The following is a 22,202-nucleotide window of genomic DNA, read 5'->3' as shown; positions in this document are numbered from 1 at the left end:
CGTCAGATCGCGCAGCCGTCGGGGCCGCAAACCGCGCCGTCGCCTTGCAGGGTTTTCAGCGCGCTGCGGCCGCTTTCAGCCCAGACTTGATCCAACGCCTGCGCGAATAGCGCGGGTTCTTGTGCGCCCGAAATACCGTATTTTCCGTCGATGACAAAAAACGGAACGCCCCCGGCACCATAGCGCGCGGCTTGGGCCTGATCAGCCTCGACCGCATCGGCATAGGCATTGCTGTCCAGCATCGCCTTGACGTCGTCACGGTTCAGGCCGACCTCGGCTGCGACATCCAGCAGGGCGACGCGATCGACCACGTGGATGCCATCCGTGAAATAGGCTTTGTATAGGCGGTCGAGCGCGACATCGCCCAAGCCCTGCGCTGCGGCAAACTTGATCACGCGGTGCGCGTCGATAGTATCGCCGCTTTGGGTCCCCTCGGGGTTATAGGTCAGCCCCTCGTTCGCGGCGGCGTCGACGACGCGGCCGACCATTTGGCGCGCGGTTTGCGCATCACCGCCGAACTTCGCCCCGAGGCTTTCGAACAAGTCCTGCGGATTGGCGTCGGGGGCCAAGCGGAAGGCGTGGTGCACGACCTCGACCCGGTCGGCATGGGCAAAACCGGCCAGCGCCTTCTCAAAGCGGGCCTTGCCGATCCAGCACCACGGGCAAATCACATCGGACCAGATCTCGACCTTCAACACATCATCGGCCATGGCGGCCCCCTTTATATTGGCTAGGCATCGAAGATAGTGCCGCGCGTGCGATTGGCAAGGCGCATCCCCGTGATGCGCAGGGGCGTTCCGGGCTGCACCTGACGGCAGAGGCGGATCAGGTCGCCCCGCGCCATCGCGATGCAACCGGCCGTCGGCGCACCGCGCCGCCGCCACTGGTGCAGGAAAATCGCAGATCCGCGCCCGGGCACGGCAGGGTCCATGTTCCAGTCGGTGGTCAGTACCAGATCATACATCGGATCGGCGCGGCGCAGGCGTTCGTGGCTGGGGGCGTAGGGCGCGCGCACGGGTTGGTTGTAATCGGGCGCAGCGCTGTCATCCGACCACAGATCAAGCGGACCGATGGGGCGCGCCCATGGCGCAGGGCGGGCCAGCCGGTCGGGGCGATACCACAGGCCATTCAGCCGCAGGGTGTGGAAGGGAGTGGCGCCGTCGCCCTCGCGCTTGTCGGCGACCAACCCGCCGCGCCCGATGGTGCAGGCGATTCGTTGCCCCCGCCACAGCAGGCCCATGGGCGTCAGCCACAGTGTATCTTGGCCCATCCGGCCCCTTTCCCTGCAATAATCCTGAAACAATCGCCCCGAAATGACACGAGCGCGTGACCCGTTGTAGCATAGCTTGCAACGCCTGCTGCCGTGAACCACCTGCAACACAAGCGAAACACGGCATTTCATGGAGACGTGATCATGGCCCAACTGAAAAAAATCCTGCTGGTCGACGACGACGACGACCTGCGCGAGGCCCTCAGCGAACAGCTGGTGATGACTGAGGAATTCGACGTATTCGAAGCCGGTAACGGCCATGATGCGCTGGAGCGGGTCAAAGACCCCCACTACGACCTGATCATTCTGGACGTGGGCCTGCCCGACATCGACGGGCGCGAGCTTTGCCGCCTGATGCGCAAGCAGAACGTGAAGTGCCCCATTCTGATGCTGACCGGCCATGACAGCGACAGCGACACCATTCTGGGGCTGGATTCGGGCGCGAACGACTACATTACAAAGCCGTTCAAGTTCCCCGTACTTTTGGCCCGCCTGCGCGCCCAACTGCGCACGCACGAACAATCGGAAGACGCGGTGTTCAATCTGGGGCCGTATATCTTCAAGCCCGCGCACAAGATGCTGATCACGACGGACGACAAGAAGATCCGTCTGACGGAAAAAGAAACCAACATCCTGAAGTTCCTCTATCGTGCGCCCGAGGGCGTGGTGGCGCGCGACGTGCTGCTGCACGAGGTCTGGGGCTATAACGCCGGCGTCACCACCCACACGCTGGAAACCCACATCTATCGCCTGCGCCAAAAGATCGAGGCCGATCCCTCGAACGCACAGCTGCTGGTGACGGAATCGGGCGGCTATCGTCTGGTCATCTGACATTTGCAAACGCCGGGGCCGCACTGCCCCGGCGTTTTGCTTTGGGGCTTAATTTCCCGTCCAAGCCCCGTTAGGGTCGCCGCGCACAGCCCCGAGGATGCCCGATGACCTTCACCCTTGCCACTTGGAACATCAATTCGGTCCGTTTGCGGGCCGAACTGGTCGCGCGTCTGCTGCGCGAGGAAATGCCCGATGTGCTGTGCTTGCAGGAATGCAAGTCACCGGTCGAGCTGATCCCCGTGGATGTGTTCAAGGCGTTGGGCTACAGCCACATGATCGCGCGCGGGCAAAAGGGGTATAACGGCGTCGCCATCCTGTCGCGGCTACCGATCCGCGAGGTTAGCGCGTTTGATTTTGCCGCACTGGGCCATGCCCGCCATGTCGCAGGCCAGCTGGACAATGGCGTGACCATCCACAACTTTTATGTTCCCGCAGGCGGCGACATTCCCGACCGCGAGAAGAACCTGAAATTCGGCCAAAAGCTGGATTACTTGACGCAGATGCGCGACCACTTCCACGCGGAAAAACCGCAAAAGTCGATCATGGTCGGCGATCTGAACATTGCCCCGCGCGAAGACGACGTCTGGAACCACAAGGCGCTGCTGAAGATTGTCAGCCACACGCCGATCGAAGTCGAACATTTGGGTGCAGCCCAAGATGCTGGTGAGTGGGTCGACATCACCCGCGCCAATATCCCCGAGGGGCGGCTTTATAGCTGGTGGTCGTACCGCTCGCCCGATTGGGATGCCGCCGACAAGGGCCGCCGGCTGGACCACATCTGGGCCACGCGCGATATTGCGAATGCGGGCCATTCCAGCCGCGTTCTGCGCCCCGTCCGCGCGTGGGACGGCCCATCCGATCACGTGCCTGTCTTTGCGACCTTCGATTTGTAGAGGCCAGCGCCTCGTCCGTTAATGCGCAGCCGTGCGGTCGCCAAAGATCGCCGATCCGACACGCACATGCGTGGCCCCGTGCGCGATGGCCGTTTCAAAGTCACCGCTCATGCCCATGGACAGGCCCGCCAAGCCATTGCGCGCGGCCATGCCGGCCAGCATCGCGAAATGCGGGGCTGGGTCAAAATCGGCGGGCGGAATGCACATCAGACCAACGACTGGCAAATCCAGCGCGCGGGCCGCGTTAACCAGCGAATCGACCTCGTCAGGGAAGCAGCCCGCCTTTTGCGGCTCGGACCCCGTGTTCACCTGAACGAACATATCCGGACATTTGCCCATTTCTTGCGCAAGTCGTGCAAAGGTTTCAGCAAGACGTAAACGGTCTAGGGTATGGATGGCGCCAAACAGGTCCATCGCCTGACGGGCTTTGTTGGTCTGCAGCGGGCCGATGAGGTGCACGCTGACCCCCGCGAAACGCGCGGCAAAATCGGGCCATTTACCCGCTGCCTCTTGCACGCGGTTCTCGCCAAATACCCGTTGCCCCTCGTTTAAAACAGCCTCGACACGCGCGTTGGGCTGCACTTTCGACACGGCGATCAACGTGACATCGCCCGCGGGGCGGCCTGCGGCAGCCTCGGCCTGGCGGACACGGGCGATAATATCGGGAAGCGGCATTTAAATCGGCTCATCGTTAAGGAATCGTGCATCTGGCAGATGCCTTTTGAAACATTACCCCTAATGGATGGCGCACGCCACCTGTGTGGCGACATTGCATCAGGTGCGCCGAACACGGGAGGATGGTGGTCAAATTACTTGTCTGACCACCATCGTCAGCGCAAACAATCCGGCAATGCTAGGCAAACTGGCATTCTCGGGAATGCAACACGAGGGACAAAATGAAACGCATCCTTCTGGCTTCGGCCGCACTGACCGCCTTCGCTGGCGCTGCAGCCGCAGAAGTCACCTTCACCGGTGACGCACGTTTGGGCTACAACGACAAAGAAGCCTACCACACCACCACCGGCGCCCGCCTGGACGACAACTACGGCTTCTACTGGCGCGCTCGCCTGTACGCAGGCCTGTCGCAAGAGCTGGACAACGGCCTGACCTTCGGCGGTAAGTTCCGTATCAATGGCGTTGCCAGCAACAGCTTGGGTAGCAGCGTCACCACGTCGAACCTGCAACTGTGGTTGACCGCTGGCGACCTGGGCGGCCTGTACTTCGGCGACTACGAGTTCTCGGCAGTTGACGCATGGAAAGCCGCTGGCGCCATGTTCGCAGACGGCTTCTCGGAGCAAGACGGCGAATACACCCTGCGCGGCGACATCAACTACGGCGACGTCGTTGTGTCGGTCTCGACCCCCGTCAGCGCAAACGACGTTGAAAGCCCGACCAACCGCACCAATGACAGCGTCATGGGCCAATGGAACCTGGCTGCTTCGACCACCTTCGGCCAGTTCGACGTTGTGTTCGCCTACCAAGGCAAAGGCGATGACGAATACTTCGCCATGTGGGACCACGACAACAACCCGCTGACCAACGACGTCTACATCCACAAAGTAGGCGACGACCTCAACGAGAACGAAATCTACGCGCTGTCGGTTGGCACCACCTACGCTGGCGCTTCGATGCGTCTGTCCTATGCCTACACCAACTATGCAGACGATTTTACAATCGGCGGCGCGACTTCGGCCAACGGCTACTCGCAAAGCTCGCTGGGTCTGTCGGCCTCGTACCCGATCGGCCCCGTCGCGCTCAGCGGCTGGCTGGTTTATGAAGACGGCGACATCAGCGACTTCGTTGACGAGAACGTCTTCTACGGCGTCAAAGTTGCCTACGCTTCGAACGGCTTCGACATCTCGCTAGACTACGGTGAGCGTCTGGCAAACAACGCTGGTATCGGCGGCCGTGACGCTCGTGTCGTACTGGAAGGCGGCTACAAACTGGATAACGGTTTGGCGCTCAATGCCGGTTACCTGTCGCGTGACAGCTGGAACATCGGCAGCGGCGAAGCCTACTACGTCGGCGGCACCTATGACCTGGGTTCGGGCGCAAAACTGCTGGTCTCGTATGTTGATGCAGACGAAACCTCGAACAGCTACCTGGACGACGACGAAGTCGGCAAGCTGGAATGGCAAAACGGCACCACCGTCGAAGTTTCGTTCAAGTTCTAATTCAAGAACTTGGCACTTCGCCAAAGGGGGGCGGCCTTCGGGCCGCCCTTTCCTTTTGCGGGCTATGGAAACACGCGCCAAGACAGGGTAAAACCCACGGCAAATACCGCCATTACCCCCAAAGGATTGCCCCCTTCTATGTCCCGCTATTCTGCCACCGAGATCGAAGCCAAATGGCAAGCCGCTTGGGATGAGGCCGAGGCCGCCAAGGCCGTACGCTCTGACGACAAGCCGAAATACTATGTGCTGGAAATGTTCCCCTATCCGTCGGGGCGCATCCACATGGGCCACGTCCGCAACTACACGATGGGCGACGTAATCGCCCGCTATAAACGCGCAACGGGTCATGCCGTACTGCACCCGATGGGGTGGGACGCGTTCGGCATGCCCGCAGAAAACGCGGCCATGGCCTCGGGCGGGCACCCCAAGGATTGGACATACCAAAACATCGCGGACATGCGCGACCAGATGAAGCCGCTGGGTTTCTCGATCGACTGGAGCCGCGAATTCGCGACATGCGACCCCGAATACTACGGCCAGCAACAATCCCTGTTCATCGACATGTTGGATAAGGGCTTGGTTTACCGCAAAAATGCGGTTGTGAACTGGGACCCGATCGACATGACTGTTCTGGCCAACGAACAGGTCATTGACGGCAAAGGCTGGCGGTCTGGCGCCGATGTGGAACGGCGCGAGCTGACGCAATGGTTCTTCAAAATCTCGGAATACTCGCCTGAATTGCTGAGCGCGCTGGACGGCTTGGACAACTGGCCGGCCAAGGTCAAGCTGATGCAGGGCAACTGGATCGGCCGCTCGCGCGGGTTGCAATTCGCGTTTTCCGTCACGGATGAAGAAGCCGCCGGCACCGACCGGATCGAGGTTTACACTACCCGCCCCGACACACTGATGGGCGCAAGCTTTGTCGGCATCTCGCCCGACCACCCCATCGCGAAAAAGTTGGAAGCCGAAAACGCCGACATCGCCGCCTTCTGCGCCGATGCCCGCAAAGGCGGCACGACCGAAGAAGCCCTTGAAAAGGCTGAAAAGAAGGGTTTTGACACCGGCCTGCGCGTGCGCCACCCGTTCGATACCTCGTGGGAATTGCCGGTCTATATCGCCAACTTCATCCTGATGGATTACGGTACCGGCGCGATCTTCGGCTGCCCCGCACATGACCAGCGCGATCTGGATTTCGCGCGTAAATATGACCTGCCCGTGGTATCGGTGCTGCGCCCGTTGGGCGACGCCGCCTATACCGCGCCCGAAGACGGCGGCCCCGCCTTTGCCCCGCTAAAGACCGAAAAGATCGCCTATGTCGGCGGCTTTGCCGGTGAAGAACAGCAGACCGGCAACGAAGGGATCGAGAGCGCCATCGCGTTTTGCGAGGCGAACGGCGTCGGCCAAGGCGTGACGAAGTTCCGCCTGCGCGACTGGGGCCTGTCGCGTCAGCGTTATTGGGGCTGCCCCATTCCGGTCGTGCACTGCGAAAGCTGCGGCACCGTTCCCGAGAAGAAAGAGAACCTGCCCGTCCGCCTGCCCGATGATGTCACCTTTGACGTGCCCGGCAACCCGCTTGACCGCCACCCGACATGGCGCAACACCAACTGCCCCGTTTGCGGCCGCGCGGCCCTGCGCGAAACCGACACGATGGACACATTTGTCGATTCCAGCTGGTATTACACGCGCTTTACCAATGCCCACGCGACGACGCCGACGGTAAAGGAAGATGTCGATTACTGGATGAACGTCGACCAATATATCGGCGGGATCGAGCACGCCATTTTGCATCTGCTGTATTCGCGTTTCTTTGCACGCGCGATGCACGCCACGGGGCACCTGCCCGCCACCGCGACTGAACCGTTCGATGCGCTGTTCACGCAAGGCATGGTCACACATGAAATTTACAAGACGACCGACAACAATGGCCGCCCTGTCTACCACTTCCCCGAAGACGTCGAAAACGGCGCGCTGAAGGCAACGGGCGAGGCAGTCGAGATCATCCCGTCAGCCAAAATGTCGAAGTCGAAGAAGAACGTGGTCGACCCCGTTTCTATCGTTTCGACCTATGGCGCCGATACTGCGCGCTGGTTCGTGCTGTCCGACAGCCCGCCCGAACGTGACGTGGAATGGACGGCATCGGGCGCCGAAGCCGCCCACCGGTTCCTGTCGCGCGTCTTCCGCATGGGATGGGACGTTGCGCATGGCGACGACGCGGGCGATGCCAACGCCGATTCAGACCTGCTGCGCCAGATGCACCGCACCATTGCGGATGTCACGGGCGGGGTGGAAAGCTTCGGCTTTAACGCCGCCATCGCGCGGATCTACACCTTCGCGAATGCGCTGTCGAAATCCGGTGCCAGCCGCGGCGCGCGGCGCAGCGCCACGTTGGCATTGGCCCAGCTGATGGCACCGATGACCCCGCACTTGTCCGAAGAAATCTGGGCGATGCTGGGCGGCGAAGGTCTTTGCGCCTTGGCCCCATGGCCGCAGGCCGACGAAAGCATGCTGGTGGAAGACAGCGTGACGCTGCCGATCCAGATCAACGGCAAGCGCCGGTCGGAAGTGACAGTGCCCAAAGACATGCCTGCCGCCGAAATCGAGGCGCTGGTTCTGGCCGACCCCGCCGTGCAAAAGGTGCTAGAGGGGAACGCCCCCAAGAAGCTGATCGTCGTTCCGGGGCGCATCGTCAATGTGGTGGCCTAGCGCGCCCCTCGCCCGACGCGCCGCCCTTGCGGGGGTGGCCGTCCTGTTGGCCGGTGCCCTAGCCGGTTGCGGATTTTCGCCGGTCTACGGCCCGTCAGGCCCTGCAAACCATCTGACAAACCGGATCAGCTACGCGATTCCCGAAACCGCGCTGGCTTATCGGCTGCGCCAAGCCCTGCGTGATTCGCTGGGTGAAGGCAGCGAAATGGCCCTCAGCGTCAGCGTCTCGACCAGTGTTGTGACCTCGGCCGAGACGCGCGGGGGCGAGATTTTGCGCTACACTATCCCTGGAACGGCCCAGTACAGGCTGACTGATTCGGGCGGGCGCGTGGTCGCCAGCGGCACAGTCGATGCGTTTACGGGCTATTCGGCATCAGCCTCGACCCGCGCGGTTGCGGCCGCAAGGGTCGACGCCGAGGATCGCCTGGCCCGCCTGCTGGCGGAACGGATCGTCACGCAATTGCTGGTCGCTACCGCGGCCACGCCCGCACCGTAATGAAGCTGAACGCCCGCGACGCGCTGGCTTTTTTCCAGCGGCCCGACCCTGCAGGGATGGGTGCGTTGATCGCCGGCGAGGATCAGGTCCGGGTGGCCGAACGGCGTCGGCAGGTGCTATCCGCGCTGCTTGGCCCCAACGCCGAGGCCGAGATGCGCCTGACACGCATCCCCGCTGCAGACCTGCGCAAAGATGGCGCGATGCTGCTGGACGCCCTCAAGGCCATCGGGTTTTTTCCGGGGCCGCGGGCGGTGCTGCTGGAAGATGCGACAGACGGGCTGTCGGCGGTGATCGGCAAAGCCATGAAAGAATGGCAGGCGGGCGACGCGCAGCTGATCATCACCGCAGGCGCGCTGACGGCGCGATCCAGCCTGCGCAAATTGGCCGAAGGCGCGCCTCGTTTCGCCGCTGTCGTCCTTTACGATGATCCGCCCTCGCCCGACGAGGTGATGCAGATGCTGGCAACGGCTGGCCTGACGCAAGTGGCCGACGATGGGCGGGTCGCCATCTTGTCCCTATCCAAACTGCTTGATCCGGGCGATTTGCGGCAAACCATTGAAAAATTGTCGCTTTTCAAGATGGGTGATGCTGCGCCGGTGTCTGCTGCAGATATCGCCGCCAACGCCCCCCAAAGTCACGAGGCAGATACAGACAGCTTGATCGCCACCGTTGCACTGGGGCGGCGCGGCGAGATCGCGGGGCAGATGCGACTGCTGTACGCCCAAGGCGTGCAGCCTGTGGGCCTGTGCATCGCCACCCTGCGCCATTTCCGTCAGCTCCACGCTGCCATGACGCACCCCGGCGGCGTGGCCGAGGGGCTATCCAGCGCGCAGCCCCCCGTTTTCGGCCCACGCCGCGATGCCATCATCGCCCAGTCGCGCGGCTGGACAACCGACCGCGTCGAGGGCGCGTTGCAAACCATTTTGGAAACTGACCTGCGTTTGCGATCTGCAAACCCGCCCCCGCAAGGGCCGCTGGTCGAACGGATGTTGCTGCGGCTTGCGTCAATCGCAAAGGCGCAAAGTTCGCGCGGGCAAGACAACAATCGGCGCTGATAGGCGCAAAAGAAAAGGCGGGGCCCGAAGACCCCGCCTTACGATTTCCGGAAGCATCGGCTTCAAGAAATCGCTTATAATTAGCTCGATGCCAGAGCGACCAGACCGACCAGAACGGCGATCGGCAGGATGATGCCCCAGGACGAGGTGGGGGCTTCGGGCTCGACGATGACGACCGGGGGCTCGACAACTTCAGCAGCGAAACCGCCGGCGATAGCCGAACCGGCAACGGTGGTGGCCAGAGCGGCCGCGATCAGGGTCTTGGTGAGGCGCATTTTTTTGCTCCAGTTTGAATTCAAAGCGTGTGAACCGCTGTGGCCTATAATTATCGCAAGCAGCTTTCATGTCCAACGTGCATGCAACAGGCCAAGCGATCAAAGACGATTAAAGCGCAAATATGCAACACTTGGCGAGACATATTGTCGGGCGGCGGCGATTTTCCCCGATTCTTCCAGCCAATAGATGTTGTCGAAGATCATTTGCGGGCCTGTACAACGCTCGTTCACGCGGTTTGCGGTGATCGTCGACAGGGCAAGGGCGACCTCCTCGGGGCCGATGGCGGTGAAAACGCACTGGAAGCGCTGCGATTCAATCTGGCCCTGCGGGGTCAGACGCTCGACGATGCGCGTCGTGCTACCTTCGCCTGCGCGAATCACGGCCTGAAGGGCGGCCGGATCAATGGCACCGGTGGTCACCAGATCGGCGCCGAAGCCGCGTGTCGACAGCAGAACGCCGTCTTGCAAGGTGAACTGCAGTCCCGACTGGGTGATGAATGTCGCCCGATCGCCCGACAACTGTTGGCGATGTGCCATTTCGTTCACGCCCATAGCATTAACCGTGACGACAACATAATCGTCGGGGCGGGCGGCGATGGCTTCGGGCTGGAATACCGCAGGGTCGACGACAACCGGCGGCGGCGGCGTGTCGCTGTCACCCATGGCCAGCGGTAACACCTTGCCCGCAACCTGCGCGACACTCGCCAACGGCGAGCCACCCCCGCACCCGGCCAGCGCCATAAGTGCGGCAGTCGCCCAGAATCCGATTTTCTTCATTGCCAGAACCGTCCCCAGCTTTCGTCCAGATCCGGCCCATGCGCGCTGCGGACCGTGTCATACAACCGGCCCGCAACATTCAGACGCGCACCGCCATCGCGCAGCGGCCCATCCAGATTGACCGCGCGCACCGCCCGCGACGGCTTGCCGCCGCGCCCATCCAGCGGAATCGTCAGGGTCACGCCTTTGGTAAACGCCCCGCTGCCGTAATCCGACTCGGGCATATCGGTGACGGCCATGAAGCCGCCGATCCGCCAACCGTTGGCGAATTCGCGGTGCAGGCTGAACGTCGCGCCCCAATCGCCAGCCAGATACCGCCCGACATCGACCTGCGCCATGTAGCCGTTTTCGAAATCATAATAGCCGGACAAATGCCCCGACACGGTGTCATAGTCCTCGAACGAGAACAGCATGTCGTAGTCGCGCTTGACGACGTAATCCACCTCGGCCCCGAAGGCCCAGCGGCTGTCGACGGGTTTATAAAGCAGCTCGGCCGACAGGCCGCCGTAAGCAGCCTCGAGCAAGCCAAAGCTGAGGCGGCTGTAAACATTCGTCGCGGGGCGGTCGTACCACGCCAGCGTCAGCTGGCTGATGCCGGGGGCATCGTCGCCATAAAATCCGCCGTCGCGCCGCACCGTCGGGTAGTCGGGGTTCGGCACCACAGGCGTATCTTTCACGTTCGACAGCAAACGCGCCTGAACCTCGCCCGATAGGATAACGTTGGGCAAGATGGCGTAGCTGGCGTTGATTTGCGCGCCCAACGCCAGTTCGGTCGGGTGCCCATCGCCGCGGCTATACTGGCCTATGGTCGGGCCATAGCCCCATTGGAAGCGCTGCTGCGCGACGGGAACGATGCCCGCGCTGCCCCCTGCCGCATCACGCAGATCGCGGCTGGCGGCAATGGCTTCGGTGCCGCCGACGCGATTTTCCCACCGCTCCAGATCGGCACGGGTAAAGCTGGCGCGGCTGAGGGGGATCCCCTCGCGCATCGGCTCCAGCACGAAACGCGACACGCTGGCGGGCAACTGCCCCGTCAGCACGCGCAGGCTGCGCCCCATCGCCTGAGCATCGGCGCGATATTGCGTGTTGGTATAGCGGATGCGGGCGGTGTCGCCGGTAATCTCGACCCCTTCCAGCAAAATCCCTTCGCTGGCGAGGGCGGCGTTCAGACTGGCAATGTTTTCGGGCGAAAAAACCGTCGGCGCGGCGGTGCGCGGCGTGATGGGCTGCGGGGGCGGCACGGCACCGGCAACAGCCGGTGCACTGGCGCGGGCGGGGTTCAGGAAGAACGTGCCCGACAGGCCGAACGTGCTGCCATACATATAGGCCGCACTCAGGTGGAATGTGCTGTTCGGGCGCCATGTCAGACCCAAGTTCAGCGGCGAGTTATGGTCGAACAGGCGCGCACCAGTGGCGTCACGGTAGCCGTCGTCGGTCGAATATTCGACCTTCAAGGTGTAATCATCGGCAAAGGCCCATTCGACGCCGCCAAAGACGGCCATCGGGCCATGGAACAGGTGCGACAGGCTGAAATTGCTGTTGGGCGTCGGGTCAAACGGGTCGCGGTCATCCAGCCCCAGAATATTGTCGAACGACCCCGTGCCCGCCATACGACCCCATCCGAGGCCCGCCGTCACACGCAGCGTATCCGATATGGTCTTGGTCGCGACCAAATACTCGCCCGAATGGTAACCGCCTGTCAGGTCGTTGATGCCCAGCGCGAATGCAGGCCAAGGGCCGTCTTCGCCGCGGATGTTCCAACGCAGGTTGAAATCGCGCACCGAATAGCTGTCATCTGGGTAGAAGTCGGGCACGAACCCCAACCCGTACGAGGCGAACAGCCACGGCGCGGCCTGAAAGCCCAAGTTCAGGCGATATTCACCGCCGACATAGGACAGCGTGGTGCCCAAAGTGGCATCGGGCGAGGCAAGCGCACTGGGCATTTCAACCAAGCCGGGGCCACCCGTCATAGCGTAGGTAATGCCGCGTTCCTGCGCGGTGGCCGCGCTGGCCAGCGCAACAGCCAGAACGGTGACCGAGGGCGTCAATGGGCGCATGGGAGTTCGTCCTTTGCTGACCGAATTATACGCAAGATAGCCTGCGTTTACACGACTTGCCAACTGCCACTTGGAGCAACAGGCGCGCTTTAGTGGGTGCGCAGCCAACCGGCAGCGGCGCGCCCCGCCAAAAGGCCAGTGGCAAAGCAGCCGGTCAGCAGGTATCCGCCGGTCGGGGCCTCCCAGTCCAGCATCTCGCCCGCAACGAAGGTGCCGGGGCGCGCTTTCAGCATCAGCCCCTCATCCAGCGCCTCAAAACGCACGCCACCGGCGACCGAGATCGCCTCGTCCAGCGGGCGCAGGCCGTTGTGGCGGATCGGTAGCGCCTTCAGCAGCGGCGCAAGGTCGGCAGGCAGCGGGCGCGCGCATTCGTTCAGCAGCGCGATCTGCACTGGCGGCATCCCTAGCGTTTTGCGCAAATAGTTGGACAGGCTGCCTTTTCCGCGCGGCTTTGTCAGTTTTTCCCGCAGTGCGGGCAAGGTGGTATCAGGGAAGAAATCCAGCAGCAGCGGCGCACCCGCGCGCAACTGGCGCCCCAAGGGATAGATCCCGCCGCCCTCGATTCCGCGCGCCGTGACAACCCATTCGCCACGGCTGACCGCCCCGCCGCAATGCAGCGCCACGCCCTTCACCGGCTGGCCGAAATGAGGGGCCATGAAGCTGCTCCACCCCATGTTCAGGCCCATGTTCGCAGGGGCAAAGGGCGCGACATCGTCCAACCACCCTGCCCATGCACCGTCGCTGCCCAGCCGCGCCCAGCTTGCGCCGCCGCACGCCAGCACGGTGACCCGCGCCGTCAGCCCGCGCGCACCGTTAGGCGTGTCAAAGCGCAACGCGCCCCCGTCCCACCCCGTCCAGCGCCACGACTTGCGCAAATCCACCCCCAGGCCGCCCAAGCGCGCCAGCCACGCCCGCAAGAACGGCGACCCCTTCATCACCACCGGAAACACCCGCCCGGTCGAGCCGGTGAAGACCGCCTGCCCCAACCCTTCGGCAAAGGCCTTCACGGCTTCGGGCCCGAATGCCCCGATGGCGCGGCGCAAGACGGGCGGCAAGGGGTGGTAGTGCGACACGAAAGCGTCCAGCGGCTCGTCCTTGGTCAGGTTGAGGCCCGATTTTCCCGCCATCAGAAATTTGCGCGCGGGCGACAGCATGGCGTCGACGATGGTGACCCGCAAGCCCGCCTGCGCCATCGCCTCGGCCGCCATCAAGCCAGCAGGGCCCGCCCCCACGACAAGCGCCTCGACGGCCTCGACCGGCAATGCTTCGCTGCTGACTGGCCCACCCATCGTGCTTGTCCCGGTTTTAGTCTTTCAATGTGGTTGAAGCCCGTCTAGCATCCGCGCGAGTTTCGCACCATCCGCTCTGCGGGCCAATCTTGTGGCCAATCCGCAGGCATCATGGTGCCGTCGCAAGGAGCATTAAGATGTCGCGGTTTCTGAAATTTGGGTGCACATCCGTGCTGGCGCTGGCGATTGCGGCCCCCGCCCATGCCGATTTGCAACCTGCCGAGGTTTGGGGTTTCATGCGCGGCCTGATGTCGGGCGTCGCGTCATCGACCAGCGGCAGCCTGACCACCGGCACCGAAAGCACGTCCAACGGCATCACCACCGTCAACGACATCACGCTGGTTATCCCGTCCTCCGACGGCGGCGAGACGACGCTGTTCATCCCCACCCTCAGCTTTGCCCCGCACGAAGGCGGGTCGGTGCTGGTCGACCTGCCCGACACCATGGATGCCACGAACACGACCATGGTGGATATGGGCGATGGTAGCGCGCCCTCGCAGCTTAGCTTTGTGCAGACGCTGTTTTACGAAAACGAGACGCTGATTGTTTCGGGCGATCCCACCGCCATCACGCTGGAACTGACCGCCCCGCGGTCGGGTGTCCGCATTCCGGCGGGGGCCATCACCGAAAACGGTAAAACCGGCCCCGACTTGCCCGAAGTGCGCGGTGCGATGACATCAATCGACCATCACGCGATTTACAAAATCAACGCCGATATCGCAAACGACACGCTGCACATCGACGCAACGTCGACCCTTGCCTCGAACACGCTGTCGCTGAAAGTGGTGATTCCGCCCGATCCCGATGGCGGGCCCGACAGCGCCGTCAACGTCACGGTGACCGGCGGCACCGGAGCCGCGCAATCGACCGCTACGCTTCAAACACCGCTGTCGATTGGCGACGTGCAAGACGCACTGGCCCGCAACCTGCTGACGGTGACCGCAGACGGCACGGTGCGCGACGTGGTGATGGATGTCGTCAGCGGCGCCACCACTGTGCGCAGCACCATCGGTGTGACGGGGTTCAACCTCAACTTCGACCAGCACGGGATGGCTGTGGCCAGCAATCTGGGCGCGATCGACGTCAGCCAAGACCAGGTTGGGCCGCTGGGATCGGCCGAGACATTGAGTTTCGCAATGCTGATGCCTGTCGTGGCGGGCACCGCACCGCAGCCGTATAAATTGGAATTGGGCGCCACCGGCCTGACCGCCGCCGATCAGTTTTGGGCCATGCTGGACCCGAATCGAGAGCTGCCGCGTGACCCGGCCAGCCTGTCGCTGGGCCTGTCGGGCGATATGGTCGTAACCGGCGATCTGACCGACGAAGACGCGCTGTTGTCGGGCGATGCCGGTATCGCGGTGAAGTCGGTGAAAATCGACCCGCTGTCCCTGACAGCTATGGGCGCAGCCCTCAGCGGGAACGGCGCCTTCACGCTGCCACCGTTGGATGCGCTGGGGGCGCTGCCCGAGGGCAGCATTGACCTGACCATGACGAACATCGATACCCTACTGACTGCGCTGGGGAACATCGGCCTAATGCCGCCCGACGTCGGCGCGATGGTGATGTTCGGCCTGCAAGGCTACACCACGCAGGTTGATGCCAATACCCGCACCACCACTGTGGGCATTGCCAACGGAACGATCACGCTGAACGGGCAGGCCCTGCCGTTCTAGAATTCGGTGACTCGCCCCGCCGCCCGTATTTATTGGCGGCATTTGCGGGCACTGGGCTGGCTCTTGCGCTTTGGGGTGATTACATTGCCCCAAAGCTGACAAGAGGAAGACCGCAATGCCTTTGGATCGGATGTCCGACCGCCACGACCTTGCCCGGATCACGGCGGCCCTGCTGGATGCGGCCCGCAAAGCCGGTGCAACTGATGCAGATGCCCTTGCGGTCGCGGGCACTTCGGTTGCGATTGATGTACGCGCAGGCAAGCTGGAACAAGCCGAACGGTCCGAAGGGGTTGATATCGGGCTGCGCGTCATGGTCGGGCAGCGTCAGGCTGCGGTGGCTGCATCCGATGTGCGCGACATCACCATCACCCGCATGGCCGAACGCGCCGTCGCCATGGCCCGCGAGGCCCCCGAGGATCGCTTCCTCGGCCTAGCCCACCCCGACCAGCTGGCCACCGACACCGACATGACCGCGCTGGAACTGTACGACCCCAGCAATGAGCCCGACCCCGCCCAGTTGGAACACGACGCGCGCGAAGCCGAGGCTGCGGCACTGGCCGTTGCGGGCGTGACGCAGGTGCAAAGTGCCTCGGGGGCGTATTCGCACCACCGCATCCATATGGCAGCCACCAACGGGTTTGATGCCGGCTATGCGCGCACCGGACGCAACATTTCCTGCATCGCAATTTCGGGCACCGGCACTAATATGCAGCGCGACTGGGATGCAGACGGCCGCGTCTTTCAGGCCGACCTGCGGGGCGCCGCCGACATCGGCCGCATCGCGGGCGAGCGGGCAATTGCCTTGCAAGGCGCACGGCGCATCCGTTCGGGCAGCTACCCGATCTTGTTCGACGAGCGGATCTCGTCGAGCCTGATTGCCAATTTGATGAATGCATTGAATGGATTGTCGATCGCACGGGGCAGCTCGTTCCTGCGCGACGCGATGGGCACGCAGGTGCTGCCAACCGGACTTTCCCTGACCGAGGAGCCGCACCGCAAGCGTATCGGCGGCTCGCGCCTGTTCGACGCCGAGGGGCTGCAAACCCGCACCCGCGCGATTATCGAAGACGGTGTCCTGCAATCTTGGACACTGGATCTGGCCTCGGCCCGCCAGCTGGGGCTGCAAAGCACGGCGAACGCCAGCCGCGGCACGTCGGGGCCGCCCAGCCCGTCGGCGGGGAACTTGCGTCTGACAGCCGGCACCGCCAGCCGCGCCGACCTGATCGCCCAAATGGGCACGGGTCTGCTGGTCACATCGTTCATCGGGGCGACCATCAATCCCAATACGGGCGATTATTCGCGCGGGGCCTCGGGGTTTTGGGTGGAAAACGGTGTCGTCACCCACCCCGTTCACGAGGTCACTGTCGCGGGCAATCTACGCGACATGCTGCTGCACCTGACCCCTGCAAATGATGGCCGCGAGGACCTGAGCCGCGTGATCCCGTCGTTGCTGGTCGAAGGCATGACTATCGCAGGCGAATAATGGCGTTTTTTGGCACGCTGCCCAAGCGCCGCGCCGATGCAGAACGGGCCGCCTACGGGCCGCGCCCGAGCGGGCAGGTCGTGTGGATTCACTGCCCAGACCCCGCACGCCTGCCGGTGGCCGAGACATTGGCGACCAGCCTGCGCGCCGAGGGCGACCCGCCCGCCGTGCTGGTCACGCTGCCGCAGGGCGATATTCCTGCGCCAGCGGGGCTGTATGTCGCACGAATGCCCACTGACGCAGGTGACATCACCGCTTTTTTGAACCATTGGCGCCCCGATCTGCTTCTGTGGATGGAAGGGGACTTGCATGTTCCCCTGCTGAAAGCGGCCAAGGCGCGCGCCATGCCTGCGCTGTTGATCGATGCGAATGCCGACCGGCTGCCCAACCCACGGACGAACTGGCCGCTGCGACTGCAACCGGCCCCCACCGCGCTGTTCGACCGCGCCTTGGCCAATGACGGCACAACCGCGCGGCGCCTGATCCGCGATGGCCTGCCCGCCGCGCGGGTAGAGGTGAACGACCTGCTGGATTCGCTGCCCGTGGCGCTACCGTTCAACGCCGCCGAACGCGGCGATTTGGCCGAGGAACTGGGCACCCGCCCCGTCTGGCTGGCCGCCGGTGTCACACTGGCCGAGTTGCCCGAGGTTATTCTGGCGCAGCGCAGCGCCCTGCGTAGTGCGCACCGCCTGCTGCTGGTGCTGCTGCCCGCCGATCCCGATGACGAGGCGACTTTCGCCGCCGCGCTGGCTGCCGCCGGGCTCTGCCACACGCTGCGCGCCGAAAGCGACCACATCGACGAAAACACCAGCGTGCTTCTGGCCGATTCTGCGGTCGAGTTGGGCCTGTGGTATCGTCTGGCCAGCATCAGCTTCATGGGCGGCACGCTGCGCCCTGACGGCCAAAGCCGCCACCCGTTCGAGCCTGCCGCACTGGGGTCTGCCGTGCTGGCGGGGCCGAATGTGCAACCCTATGGCGGGGCCTATCTGCGGCTGGAACGCGCGGGCGCCGCCCGCCTGCTGCGCACCGGCGAGGAACTGGCCCGTGCCATCGACCAGCTTTTGGCCCCCGACAAGGCCGCCGCAATGGCGCTGGCGGCATGGCAGGTCACGACAACAGGGGCCGATGGCACCAATCGTGTGGTCGACCTGATCCACCACACGCTTGAACAGCTGAGCGCGCAATGAGGCCGCCGGTATTTTGGAAAAACCCGCCGGATGCGCCCGGCTGGCAGGCCCACGCGCTGGCACCATTGGGCTGCCTTTACGCGCGCGCGACAGCAAAACGGTTGCGGCGCGATGGGTTGAAGCTGCCGGTGCCGATCATTTGTGTGGGCAACATCAATGTGGGCGGAACCGGAAAAACCCCCACGGCGCTGGCGCTGATTGCACTGCTGCAAGCGCGGGGGGCCGTGGTGCACGTTGTCTCGCGCGGGTATGGCGGCACGCTGCTGGGGCCGGTGCAGGTCAACCCCGCGCACCACACGGCGGCCGAGGTCGGGGACGAGCCCATCTTGCTTGCGCTGCAAGCCCCGACATGGGTTGCCCGTGACCGTGCGGCGGGCGCAAACGCCGCTGCCGCCGCCGGTGCTAGCGTGATCATTCTGGATGACGGCTTTCAAAACCCCGCCGTGCACAAGGATTTGTCGCTGGTTGTTGTGGATGCGGCTGCGGGGTTCGGCAATGCCCGCCCCCTGCCCGCAGGCCCGCTGCGCGAGACCTTGTCCGCTGGCCTCGCCCGTGCCGATCTGGTGCTGACAATCGGCCCGGATGTGGCACAAACGCGCTTCGCCACGCCGCTACCTTGCCCGCGCCTGCAGGGGCAACTGGTCCCGCTAGAAACCGGCATGCCATGGCAGGGTCTGCGCACCTTCGCCTTTGCTGGGATCGGCAATCCGGCGAAATTCTTCACCAGCTTGGAAAGCCTCGGGGCTACCATCGTCGGGCGCGAGGGTTTGGACGACCATCAGCCCCTGTCAGACGCCCTTATGACGCGGCTTGCGGCACAAGCGCGGGCGCTGAACGCGCGGCTGGTGACCACGGAAAAAGACGCGATACGCCTGCCTGACCACTGGCGGGCCGAGGTTCTTGTGCTGCCCGTGCGCTTGCACATTCGCGACGAAAGCCCGCTGATCGCGGCGCTGGACAAGCTGAGTCTTTAGACAAAAAGCCCCGCCGAGGCCCCAATCGGGCCAAGGCGGGGAGGCATGCGCGCTTCGCAGGACGCAAATACCGCAAAGCGCTGGCGGTAAGCGTTCGGGCTATTCGCCCATCTCGTCACGGATCTGCTGGCGCAGCGCGTCGATCGGAACGTTCTGCCCGTCGCGCTTGAAGTGCCAGTAGGTCCAACCATTACAGCTGGGGGCGCCTTCCAGACGTGCGCCGACCTGATGGATCGAACCGGTCACATCGGGGGCGGTCAGCGTGCCGTCGGCGCGCACCTTGGCGCTGTGGCGGCCATTCAGGCTTTGTAGTTCCTCGCCGGGGCGCAGCATGCCGCGTTCCACCAGCAAACCAAAGGCCACACGCGGCTCGGCCCGCTTCGAGGTCGAGACGGCCAGCGCCTCGAGCGACAGGGGCCGAACCTTGTCCAGACGGCGCTGCGCGACCTTGCGGTAGCTTTCCTCGCGCTCGATCCCGATGAAACGGCGGCCCAGCATTTTGGCGACAGCGCCGGTGGTGCCGGTACCAAAGAACGGGTCCAGCACAACATCGCCGGGGTTCGTGGTGCCAATCAGCACGCGGTGCAGCAGGCTTTCGGGCTTTTGGGTCGGATGCGCTTTCATGCCGTCTTCGCCCTTCAGGCGCTCGTGGCCGGTGCAAATCGGCAAAACCCAATCCGACCGCATCTGGACACCCTCGTTCAGGGCCTTCAGCGCCTCGTAATTAAAGGTCGGCTTCGCGCTTTCGGATTTCGAGGCCCAGATCAGCGTTTCATGCGCATTCGTCAGCCGTTTGCCGCGGAAATTCGGCATCGGGTTGGTTTTACGCCAGATCACGTCATTCAGGATCCAATAGCCCTGATTTTGCAATTCGGCCCCAAGGCGGAACACATTGTGATACGAGCCGATCACCCAAATCGCGCCATTGGGCTTCAAAAGGCGGCGGGCTTCGGCCAGCCATGCGCGGGTGAATGCATCGTAGACGGCGAAACTGTCGAACTGGTCCCAAGCATCATCCACCGCATCCACGCGGCTGTTGTCGGGGCGATGCAATTCGCCCTTCAGCTGCAGGTTATAGGGGGGGTCTGCGAAAATCAGGTCAATCGACGCATCGGGCAAAGCCCGCATCGCTTCGATACAATCGCCCGCAATTATACTATCGAGGGGCAACGCTTGCGCGCCCCCTGCACTGGTTTTTGCCATTTTACTGCCTCATCTCGGCGGATTTTTCCGCTCTCGTGTGGGGCTAGTTTTGGGCGAGGACTGCAGCCAAGTCAAAATGTTTATTGTATCAAAGCGTTGGCTTTATGCCTTGATACAAGATGTTGTGCACAGGCTTGAATGATCGCCGATGATGCGGTGTTACCCCATGGGTAAGCAAAGCCGCGCGGTGGGCCGCGCTGGGGTAGCCCGCGTTGCGTTCCCAGCCGTAGCCCGGAAACTGTTGCGCCAAGTCCACCATAATGCGGTCGCGCACCGTCTTGGCGACAATCGAGGCCGCCGCGATCGACAGCGACTTTGCGTCACCGCCGATGATTGCCTGCGCGGGCAAATTCAACGCCTTGGGCAGCAGGTTGCCATCCACCAGCACATAATCTGCCCGCAGTCCCGCAACCGCCCGACACATCGCCAGATGCGACGCCTGCAAGATGTTGAGTTCATCGATCTCGGCGACGCTGGCATGGGCTATCGAAACCTGTGCCACCGCCATGATCTGCTCGAACAACACCAGCCGCCGCTTTTCGGACAACTTCTTGGAATCGTTCAATCCTACGGGTATTGCGGCTGGGTCCAGAATCACCGCCGCAGCCGTTACAGGGCCGGCCAAGGGGCCACGGCCAACCTCGTCTACGCCCGCGATGTGGGCAAAACCACCAGCGCGGGCGGCTGTTTCATATGTCATGTCAGGCAGTATTTGCATGGCCCCGTGCAGACCATCTTTGCCGTCAAAGGACAAGGGACTACCCCTGCAGCGCTGCCGCTGCCACGGCATGCACCTTGCGCATCACGGTGGGCAACGCGGTGGGGTCGAGGGGGATGAAACTACCTACCTCGGGGTTCGCCCCAAGGGGCGCGCGGGCGACCATCACCGTCAGTTCCAGATGAAAGTGGGTGAAGGTGTGGCGCGCAATATCGGGCGCGGCCTGCCAATCGGCCTGCAGCGGCGGCGTGGGTATAGGCGGCGTTTCCGCCCAGCCCGAGCCCGGCCAGCCTAGCATACCGCCCAGCAGCCCCTTGTCAGGGCGGCGTTCCAGCAAGAACGCCCCGTCGGCGCGCTGCACGACATACGCTAACCCGAACCGCGTCGGCTGTGGTTTTTTAGGCAGTTTGCGCGGCAGCAAGTGCGCCGTGCCCGCCGCGCGCGCAAGGCAGCCCGCAGTTAGCGGACAAATCACGCAGGCGGGGCTTTTGGGGGTGCAGATCGTCGCGCCCAAATCCATCACGGCCTGCGCATAATCGCCGGGCCGCTGCTGGGGCGTCAGGCGGGCGGCATGGGCCGTCAGAATCGGCTTGGCCGGTGGCAGCGGGGTTTCCTCGTCAAACAACCGCGCCATGACACGTTCGACATTCCCGTCAACCACGGTCGCGGGCAAATCGAACGCGATGGCGGCAATGGCGGCGGCCGTATAAGGCCCAACCCCCGGCAGCGCGAGGAGCCCCTCAAGACTGGCCGGAAAGCGCCCGCCGTGATCGGCAACCACCGTGCGCGCACATTTGAGGAGATTGCGCGCGCGTGCATAATAGCCAAGGCCGGCCCAAGCCTCCATCACGGCGGAGTCGGGCGCCGCGGCAAGGGCCTCGACGGTCGGCCAAAGCGCGGTGAACTTCAGGAAATACGCCTTGACGGCCGCTACCGTGGTCTGCTGCAGCATCACCTCGGACAGCCAGATGTGGTAGGGGTCGGGCCGCTGGCCGGCCTTGCTCAGCGCAGGCGGAATCCGCCACGGCATCTGCCGCGCGTTCTGGTCGTACCAGTGCAAAAGAAGGTCGGATTCGACGGACAATCGTCGCCTGCCTGTTATCGGATCGGTTGGAATTTAGGCTGTTTCTTTGACAGATCCCTT

General features: G+C 63.5%; 20 protein-coding genes. 10 read left to right on the top strand and 10 right to left on the bottom strand.

Features of this window, described 5'->3' with window-relative positions; translation table 11 throughout:
• Nucleotides 1–2: 2 nt before the first annotated feature.
• Nucleotides 3–710, bottom strand: a complete 708-nt coding sequence (locus BVG79_RS11990; protein ID WP_085787113.1) for a DsbA family oxidoreductase — start codon at nucleotides 708–710, stop codon at nucleotides 3–5.
• Nucleotides 711–730: 20 nt separating this feature from the next.
• The gene (locus BVG79_RS11985) at nucleotides 731–1,270 is read right to left on the bottom strand and encodes a L,D-transpeptidase family protein (RefSeq protein WP_085787112.1); all 540 of its coding nucleotides are present in this window, start codon (nucleotides 1,268–1,270) and stop codon (nucleotides 731–733) included.
• Nucleotides 1,271–1,414: 144 nt separating this feature from the next.
• Between BVG79_RS11985 and BVG79_RS11980 the strand changes: the two genes are divergently transcribed.
• Both BVG79_RS11980 and BVG79_RS11975 read left to right on the top strand, forming a co-directional pair.
• The gene (locus BVG79_RS11980) at nucleotides 1,415–2,101 is read left to right on the top strand and encodes a response regulator transcription factor (protein ID WP_085787111.1); all 687 of its coding nucleotides are present in this window, start codon (nucleotides 1,415–1,417) and stop codon (nucleotides 2,099–2,101) included.
• 104 nt (nucleotides 2,102–2,205) lie between these two features.
• Nucleotides 2,206–2,994, top strand: coding sequence for an exodeoxyribonuclease III (locus BVG79_RS11975; protein ID WP_085787110.1), 789 nt, complete (start codon nucleotides 2,206–2,208; stop codon nucleotides 2,992–2,994).
• Nucleotides 2,995–3,012: 18 nt separating this feature from the next.
• Here BVG79_RS11975 and BVG79_RS11970 read toward each other — a convergent pair whose 3' ends face one another.
• Nucleotides 3,013–3,669 (bottom strand): YggS family pyridoxal phosphate-dependent enzyme, encoded by a 657-nt coding sequence (locus BVG79_RS11970; RefSeq protein WP_085787109.1) that lies wholly within the window; start codon nucleotides 3,667–3,669, stop codon nucleotides 3,013–3,015.
• 221 nt (nucleotides 3,670–3,890) lie between these two features.
• On the opposite strand from BVG79_RS11970, the gene BVG79_RS11965 reads away from it, so the two are divergent.
• The 4 genes from BVG79_RS11965 (at nucleotide 3,891) to BVG79_RS11950 (ending at nucleotide 9,422) form a co-directional block, all read left to right on the top strand.
• On the top strand, nucleotides 3,891–5,168 hold the full coding sequence (locus BVG79_RS11965) for a porin (RefSeq protein WP_085787108.1): 1,278 nt from the start codon (nucleotides 3,891–3,893) through the stop codon (nucleotides 5,166–5,168).
• A gap of 138 nt (nucleotides 5,169–5,306) precedes the next feature.
• On the top strand, nucleotides 5,307–7,871 hold the full coding sequence (gene leuS / locus BVG79_RS11960; protein WP_085787107.1) for a leucine--tRNA ligase: 2,565 nt from the start codon (nucleotides 5,307–5,309) through the stop codon (nucleotides 7,869–7,871).
• On the top strand, nucleotides 7,858–8,367 hold the full coding sequence (lptE, locus tag BVG79_RS11955; RefSeq protein WP_085787106.1) for an LPS assembly lipoprotein LptE: 510 nt from the start codon (nucleotides 7,858–7,860) through the stop codon (nucleotides 8,365–8,367). Before leuS ends, lptE begins: the two co-directional genes overlap by 14 nt.
• Entirely contained in the window at nucleotides 8,367–9,422 is a 1,056-nt protein-coding gene (locus BVG79_RS11950) for a DNA polymerase III subunit delta (protein ID WP_085787105.1), read from the top strand. The genes lptE and BVG79_RS11950 overlap by 1 nt, the downstream gene beginning before the upstream one ends.
• Nucleotides 9,423–9,502: 80 nt before the next feature.
• On the opposite strand, the gene BVG79_RS11945 is transcribed toward BVG79_RS11950, so the two are convergent.
• The 4 genes from BVG79_RS11945 to BVG79_RS11930 form a co-directional block, all read right to left on the bottom strand.
• The gene (locus tag BVG79_RS11945; protein ID WP_085787104.1) at nucleotides 9,503–9,697 is read right to left on the bottom strand and encodes a hypothetical protein; all 195 of its coding nucleotides are present in this window, start codon (nucleotides 9,695–9,697) and stop codon (nucleotides 9,503–9,505) included.
• 99 nt (nucleotides 9,698–9,796) lie between these two features.
• Nucleotides 9,797–10,474: a YjbF family lipoprotein gene (locus tag BVG79_RS11940; protein WP_085787103.1), complete on the bottom strand. Its 678-nt coding sequence runs from the start codon at nucleotides 10,472–10,474 to the stop codon at nucleotides 9,797–9,799.
• Nucleotides 10,471–12,531 (bottom strand): YjbH domain-containing protein, encoded by a 2,061-nt coding sequence (locus BVG79_RS11935; RefSeq protein WP_085787102.1) that lies wholly within the window; start codon nucleotides 12,529–12,531, stop codon nucleotides 10,471–10,473. The genes BVG79_RS11940 and BVG79_RS11935 overlap by 4 nt, the downstream gene beginning before the upstream one ends.
• Nucleotides 12,532–12,620: 89 nt before the next feature.
• Entirely contained in the window at nucleotides 12,621–13,820 is a 1,200-nt protein-coding gene (locus BVG79_RS11930) for a TIGR03862 family flavoprotein (RefSeq protein ID WP_085787101.1), read from the bottom strand.
• A gap of 137 nt (nucleotides 13,821–13,957) precedes the next feature.
• Here BVG79_RS11930 and BVG79_RS11925 point away from each other — a divergent pair, with 137 nt between their 5' ends.
• The 4 genes from BVG79_RS11925 to lpxK all read left to right on the top strand — a co-directional run bounded on the left by BVG79_RS11925 (nucleotide 13,958) and on the right by lpxK (nucleotide 19,137).
• Nucleotides 13,958–15,493 carry a DUF2125 domain-containing protein gene (locus tag BVG79_RS11925; protein WP_085787100.1) on the top strand — a complete coding sequence of 512 codons (1,536 nt, stop codon included), beginning with the start codon at nucleotides 13,958–13,960 and terminating at the stop codon, nucleotides 15,491–15,493.
• Between the two features lie 115 nt (nucleotides 15,494–15,608).
• Complete coding sequence (locus BVG79_RS11920; RefSeq protein WP_085787099.1) at nucleotides 15,609–16,976, top strand: TldD/PmbA family protein; 1,368 nt, start codon at nucleotides 15,609–15,611, stop codon at nucleotides 16,974–16,976.
• Entirely contained in the window at nucleotides 16,976–18,163 is a 1,188-nt protein-coding gene (locus BVG79_RS11915; protein WP_085787098.1) for a 3-deoxy-D-manno-octulosonic acid transferase, read from the top strand. The genes BVG79_RS11920 and BVG79_RS11915 overlap by 1 nt, the downstream gene beginning before the upstream one ends.
• A complete protein-coding gene (lpxK, locus tag BVG79_RS11910; RefSeq protein WP_085787097.1) occupies nucleotides 18,160–19,137 on the top strand; it encodes a tetraacyldisaccharide 4'-kinase in 978 nt (325 codons plus the stop codon). The genes BVG79_RS11915 and lpxK overlap by 4 nt, the downstream gene beginning before the upstream one ends.
• A gap of 99 nt (nucleotides 19,138–19,236) precedes the next feature.
• Here lpxK and BVG79_RS11905 read toward each other — a convergent pair whose 3' ends face one another.
• The 3 genes from BVG79_RS11905 to mutY all read right to left on the bottom strand — a co-directional run bounded on the left by BVG79_RS11905 (nucleotide 19,237) and on the right by mutY (nucleotide 22,142).
• The gene (locus BVG79_RS11905) at nucleotides 19,237–20,340 is read right to left on the bottom strand and encodes a site-specific DNA-methyltransferase (protein WP_085787096.1); all 1,104 of its coding nucleotides are present in this window, start codon (nucleotides 20,338–20,340) and stop codon (nucleotides 19,237–19,239) included.
• 88 nt (nucleotides 20,341–20,428) lie between these two features.
• Nucleotides 20,429–21,058: a ribonuclease HII gene (locus tag BVG79_RS11900; RefSeq protein ID WP_085787095.1), complete on the bottom strand. Its 630-nt coding sequence runs from the start codon at nucleotides 21,056–21,058 to the stop codon at nucleotides 20,429–20,431.
• A 40-nt stretch (nucleotides 21,059–21,098) separates the two neighbouring features.
• On the bottom strand, nucleotides 21,099–22,142 hold the full coding sequence (mutY, locus tag BVG79_RS11895) for an A/G-specific adenine glycosylase (RefSeq protein WP_257789403.1): 1,044 nt from the start codon (nucleotides 22,140–22,142) through the stop codon (nucleotides 21,099–21,101).
• Nucleotides 22,143–22,202 lie beyond the last annotated feature (60 nt).

Source organism: Ketogulonicigenium robustum, from assembly GCF_002117445.1.
Taxonomy (GTDB): domain Bacteria; phylum Pseudomonadota; class Alphaproteobacteria; order Rhodobacterales; family Rhodobacteraceae; genus Ketogulonicigenium; species Ketogulonicigenium robustum.
The sequence above is the reverse complement of the archived record's forward strand: the minus strand, read 5'-3'. Positions and strand labels throughout refer to the sequence as shown.